Source organism: Burkholderia sp. E168m23, assembly GCF_016586125.1.
In the GTDB taxonomy this organism is placed as follows: domain Bacteria; phylum Pseudomonadota; class Gammaproteobacteria; order Burkholderiales; family Burkholderiaceae; genus Burkholderia; species Burkholderia orbicola.
On record NZ_BCPP01000620.1, the window covers coordinates 1 to 4,378 of the forward strand.

Annotated in this window: 4 protein-coding genes; all 4 read right to left on the minus strand. The window is 66.6% G+C overall.

What is annotated here, in order from left to right; all coding sequences use genetic code 11:
* The coding region (locus JMF90_RS26075; protein ID WP_201325607.1) for a polysaccharide deacetylase family protein at positions 1 to 671 on the minus strand (671 nt) is incomplete at its 3' end.
* Between the two features lie 185 nt (positions 672 to 856).
* Positions 857 to 1,648 (minus strand): aspartate/glutamate racemase family protein, encoded by a 792-nt coding sequence (locus JMF90_RS26080; RefSeq protein ID WP_011549580.1) that lies wholly within the window; start codon positions 1,646 to 1,648, stop codon positions 857 to 859.
* A gap of 10 nt (positions 1,649 to 1,658) precedes the next feature.
* The gene (locus JMF90_RS26085; RefSeq protein WP_201316969.1) at positions 1,659 to 3,143 is read right to left on the minus strand and encodes an NCS1 family nucleobase:cation symporter-1; all 1,485 of its coding nucleotides are present in this window, start codon (positions 3,141 to 3,143) and stop codon (positions 1,659 to 1,661) included.
* Positions 3,144 to 3,292: 149 nt separating this feature from the next.
* Positions 3,293 to 3,997 (minus strand): GntR family transcriptional regulator, encoded by a 705-nt coding sequence (locus tag JMF90_RS26090; RefSeq protein ID WP_012328729.1) that lies wholly within the window; start codon positions 3,995 to 3,997, stop codon positions 3,293 to 3,295.
* Between the last annotated feature and the right edge of the window lie 381 nt (positions 3,998 to 4,378).

A 4,378-nucleotide genomic window follows, 5' to 3' on the forward strand; every position in this document is an offset into this window, starting at 1 on the left:
AAACGCATGTCGTTCGTGTCGAGCGTATACGGCACGATCAGTTGCGGCGACGTGCGGCCGCCCGATACTTCGACGTCCATCCAGAACGGCAGGTCGTCGCCGTAGTTGTCGGAGTCGTACAGGAAGCCGCCGTATTCGGCGACCAGGCGGTGCGTGTTGGGGCTGTCGCGGCCGGTATACCAGCCGAGCGGGCGCTCGCCCGTCACGCGCTCGATCGCTTCCATCCCGAGGCGCATGTGCTCGGCTTCGAGTTCCGGCGTCATGCTCTGGTAGTGAATCCAGCGCCAGCCGTGGCACGCGATCTCGTGGCCGAGTTCGACGAACGCACGCGCGAGCTCCGGATGACGCTCGATCGCCATGCCGACGCCGAACACCGTCAGCGGCATCCCGCGCTTCTCGAATTCGCGCAGGATGCGCCACACGCCGGCCCGCGACCCGTATTCGTAGATCGATTCCATGCTCATGTGGCGGTCCGGATACGCGGCCGCGCCGACGATTTCGGACAGGAACTGCTCGGAGCCCGGATCGCCGTGCAGCACGCAGTTCTCGCCGCCCTCCTCGTAATTCAGCACGAATTGCACGGCGACGCGGGCGCGCCCCGGCCAGTTCGCCTGCACGGGATGGCGGCCGTAGCCGATCAGGTCGCGGGGATAGTTGGGATCGAGTGGCATGGTTCGAAGTGCGGCGAAAGCAGGCTAAATAAGCGGGCTGAATGAGCGCGCTGAACGAGCGGGCGCGAATAATGGGTTCGCATCGACTGCGCGGTGCCGGAGGCGGCCGCACCAGCCGATGCGATGACGGCCCAGTGTAGCGAAAACGTTCATACGCGCCCATACAGCGGCGCAGATAGTGCGTGTCAGACGGTGTGTATGTGCGGTTGCGGCAAATTCGGCGGAGGTTCCGCCGCCGCCCCGTCCGGCGGGCTGAAGCGGGCGAACGCGCCGTCGTAGCGCTTCGGCAGCGGCCGCGCGTAGTCGCCGCGCTTCGCGGTCGCGAGGCGCAGCGCGACCAGCGCTTCGGCCCATTTGACGGCCGCCGTGACGCCCTCGACCACCGGCGCGCCGATCTGCTGCTCGATCTCGTGCGCGAATTCGGCCATCCCCGCGCAGCCGAGCACGATCGCATCGGCGCCATCCTCGTCGAGCGCGCGCCGGCATTCGTCGACGATGATCCGGCGCGCGGCCGAGCCGGGCCGGTCAAGTTCGAGCACCGCGACGTCGGTCGCGCGCACGTTGCGGCAGAACCGCTTCATCCCGTAGCGCTCCGCGAGGTGCCACGCCATCCCGCAGGTACGCGCGAGCGTCGTGACGACCGAGAAGCCCGGCGCGAGCACGCTCGCCGCATGCATCGCGGCCTCGGCGATGCCGATCACCGGGCCGCGCGCGAGCTCGCGCGCCGCATACAGGCCCGGATCGCCGAAGCACGCGATCACGTACGCGTCGCAGCCGTCGCGCTCGCCCTGCGCGATCTCGGCGAGCAGCCCCGGCGTCGCGAGCGCCTCGTCGTAATACCCTTCGATCGACGGCGGCCCCATCGGCGGGCTCACGGCTACGATCTCGGTGCCGGCGGCCGCGACCTCGCGCGCGCAGCGGCCCATCGCGTCGGTCATCCGCTGCGTCGTATTCGGATTGATCAGTCGGATCTTCATCGCATGCTCCTTACGCCTTCGCGCTCGCGAGCAGCCGGTAGAACACGAAGCCGAGCCCCGCGCCGATGAACCACGAGAAATTCGCGAGGGCCTGCCAGCCCGGCACCATCACGCAGACCACCGCGATCACCGCGGCCGGCAGCAGCGCGGCGAGCGCGCGGCGGTTCACGCCGCCCGTGTACCAATAGGCGCCGATTTCCGACATCGTGTACAGGTCGTCGCGCACGAGGCGGCCACGCTTGACGAGGTAGAAATCGGCGATCAGCACGCCGTACAGCGGGCCGATGAACGCGCCGAGCACGTCGAGCGTGTAGTGGATCACGGCCGGGTTGTTGAACAGGTTCCACGGCGTGATGAAGATCGACGCGACGGCCGCGAGCATCCCGCCTGCGCGCCAGCTGATCAGGCGCGGCGCGACGTTCGAGAAATCGAACGCGGGCGACACGAAGTTCGCGACGATGTTGATGCCGATCGTCGCGATCGTGAACGTCAGCGCGCCGAGGATCACCGCGGTCGGATGGTCGATGCGGCCGACCGTCGCGACCGGGTCGGTGATCAGTTCGCCGAACACCGGCAGCGTCGCGGCGGTGGTGATCACCGTGACGAGCGAGAACGCGAGAAAGTTGACCGGCAGCCCCCAGAAATTGCCGCGCTTCACGTCGCCGAACGAGCGGCAGTAGCGCGAGAAATCGCCGAAGTTCAGCATCGGCCCGGAGAAGTACGACACGACGAGCGACACTGCGGTGATCATCACCGGAATCACTTCCGCGCCGTAATACTTGACGCCGCCGAGGTTGATGCCGATGTTGCGCCAGCCCGCGCGCCACACCATGTAACCGGCCAGGATGAACATCACGACATAGACGGCCGGGCCCGCGAAGTCGATGAACTTCTTGATCGTCTCCATGCCGTTCCAGAACACGAACGCCTGGAGCACCCACAGCAGCATGAAGCCGGCCCAGCCGACCGCCGACAGCCCGAGGAAGCCGTAGCGATGGACGTCCGCATACGGCAGCCATTGCGGGAAGAATTTCAGCACGACGATCACGAGCGCGCTCGACGCGAGATAAGTCTGGATGCCGTACCACGCGATCGCGATCAGCCCGCGGATCACGGCCGGCACGTTCGCGCCGAGCACGCCGAAGGTCGCGCGGCACGCGACCGGGTACGGCACGCCGATCTGCTGGCTCGGCCGCGCGATCAGGTTGCACAGCGCGTTCACGAGGCCGATGCCGACGATCAGCGCGATCAGCACTTGCCAGCTCGTCAGCCCGAGCGCAAACAGACTGCCCGCGAACACGTAGCCGCCGACGCTGTGCACGTCCGACATCCAGAACGCGAAGATGTTGTACGAACCCCATGTCTGATTTTTAAGGGGTGCCAAATCTTCGTTGTACAGACGTTCGCTGTAACCATCCGGCAGTGCCGGACCGCCGCCCTCGCCGCCTTCTTCCGCCGGATAGGCGCTGTCGTGCGCCACACTGAACTGAGCCATGACTTCTCCTTGACGCGGCCGCCAGGCCGCTCCACCGTCATCGATATCGCTCCGGATCATCGCCCGGAGTCGGACCAGCGGCCCGCGGCAAACACCGCAGGCCTGCATTGCGCTCGTCGTGTGGCGCGCGGCCGGGTTCGCGTCGCCGCTCAGGCGCCGCCGAACACTTCGCGCAAATCGACCTGCCCTTGCGCGGGCCGGTCCAGCATCTTCAGTTCGACATGCTGCAGGTGGCGCGCCATCAGCGTGACCGCCTGCTTCGGATCGCCCGCCTCCAGCGCGGCGAGGATCTCGTCGTGGTCGTCGCACGAGCACGGGCTGCGCCCGTGCGATTCGTACAGCGCCGACATCAGCGTCGAGCGTGCGACGAGCCCTTCGAGGCACTCGCTGAGCGTCGCATTGCCCATCAGCGTCGCGAGCGCCGTGTGGAATTCGCCCGACAGCCGGATCCACGCCGCGAAGTCGTGCCGCTCGAACGCCTTGCGCTCCTTGTCGATCAGCGCGGCGACGCCCTTCAGCCGCTTGGCGCCGGGGCCGGTCGCGAGCCGTTCGACCACGGCGAGCTCGATGATCCGGCGCATCTCGAACACCTCGTGCACGTCCTGCAGCGTCGGGCTCGCGACGAACGCGCCGCGGTTCGGCTCGAGGTCGACCAGCTTGTCGGTCGCGAGCTGCGCGAGCGCCTGGCGGATCGTCCCGCGCTTCACGCCGAACACGTCGCAGAGCTGCGCCTCCGTCAGCTTCGCGCCCGGCGCGAGCCGATGCTCGAGGATCGCGGTGCGAATCCGCTCGGCGATCGCTTCGGGGCCGGCTGCACCGGACGGAGTGGAATCGGGCTCGTTCATGATCTGCATCGTGTGATGGTCCTCATCCTAGGGCGGACATAAAGATTGTCAACAATTCTTTTGCGGCATTTCGCACAATCGGCGTGCGCCAGCGTGTTCTCATTCGGTGCAATGCGCACGAAATCCATGCACGGCAAGCCAGACGGGCAAGACGGAGACACTTCTGGACGTATACCCTCCCGGTCATTTTGTTGACAAAAATGGTGCACAACCGGGCGAAAATCGTGTCGACGTCGACGAAAAATATGGACCGTTAGTTGCGCACTTACATAAAGAAAAAGGCGGGGAGCCCCGCCTTTCGATCGATCGCGCCGGCGCCGGCATCAGCCGAGATGCGGATAGTCCGACAGCGTCAGCCGGAACCCGTGCGCGTTCGCGACCAACTGCGCC

Bases quoted from the DNA above. Each gene is read 5' to 3' on its own strand.
- JMF90_RS26080 (WP_011549580.1), bottom strand. From the start codon at position 1,648: ATGAAGATCCGACTGATCAATCCGAATACGACGCAGCGGATGACCGAC.
- JMF90_RS26085 (WP_201316969.1), bottom strand. From the start codon at position 3,143: ATGGCTCAGTTCAGTGTGGCGCACGACAGCGCCTATCCGGCGGAAGAA.
- JMF90_RS26090 (WP_012328729.1), bottom strand. From the start codon at position 3,997: ATGCAGATCATGAACGAGCCCGATTCCACTCCGTCCGGTGCAGCCGGC.